Raw genomic sequence first — 886 nt, 5'->3', positions numbered from 1 at the left:
AGCGGGTAAGAGCCCTGTAGTCGAAAAGGAATCCTCTCCGGAGTGGATCCTGAGTACGGCGGAACACGTGGAATTCCGTCGGAATCCGGGAGGACCATCTCCCAAGGCTAAATACTCCCTAGTGACCGATAGTGAACCAGTACCGTGAGGGAAAGGTGAAAAGCACCCCGGGAGGGGAGTGAAAGAGAACCTGAAACCGTGCGCTTACAAGTAGTCGGAGCCCGTTAATGGGTGACGGCGTACCTTTTGTAGAATGGACCGGCGAGTTACGATCCCATGCAAGGTTAAGTGGAAGACACGGAGCCGCAGCGAAAGCGAGTCTGAACAGGGCGATACAGTATGTGGTCGTAGACCCGAAACCGTGTGATCTACCCATGTCCAGGGTGAAGGTCAGGTAACACTGACTGGAGGCCCGAACCCACGTATGTTGAAAAATGCGGGGATGAGGTGTGGGTAGGGGTGAAATGCCAATCGAACACGGAGATAGCTGGTTCTCTCCGAAATAGCTTTAGGGCTAGCCTCAAGGAACGAGTACTGGAGGTAGAGCACTGATTGGACTAGGGGCCCTCATCGGGTTACCGAATTCAGTCAAACTCCGAATGCCAGCTACTTAGACTTGGGAGTCAGACTATGGGTGATAAGGTTCATAGTCGAAAGGGAAACAGCCCAGACCGCCAGCTAAGGTCCCAAAGTATACGTTAAGTGGAAAAGGATGTGGAGTTGCCCAGACAACCAGGATGTTGGCTTAGAAGCAGCCATCATTTAAAGAGTGCGTAATAGCTCACTGGTCGAGTGACTCTGCGCCGAAAATGTACCGGGGCTAAACGTATCACCGAAGCTGCGGATTGTTCTTCGAACAATGGTAGGAGAGCGTTCCAAGCGCTGT

1 rRNA gene is annotated in these 886 nt (G+C 52.5%); it reads left to right on the top strand.

Annotation, left to right across the window (positions count from 1 at the left end):
- Nucleotides 1-886, top strand: a 23S ribosomal RNA gene (locus ACFODW_RS12345); the annotation flags it as partial.

Origin of the sequence: Virgibacillus sediminis (assembly GCF_042643265.1) — a bacterium.
GTDB classification, from domain to species: Bacteria; Bacillota; Bacilli; order Bacillales; family Amphibacillaceae; genus Virgibacillus_O; species Virgibacillus_O sediminis.
The sequence above is the reverse complement of the archived record's forward strand: the minus strand, read 5'-3'. Positions and strand labels throughout refer to the sequence as shown.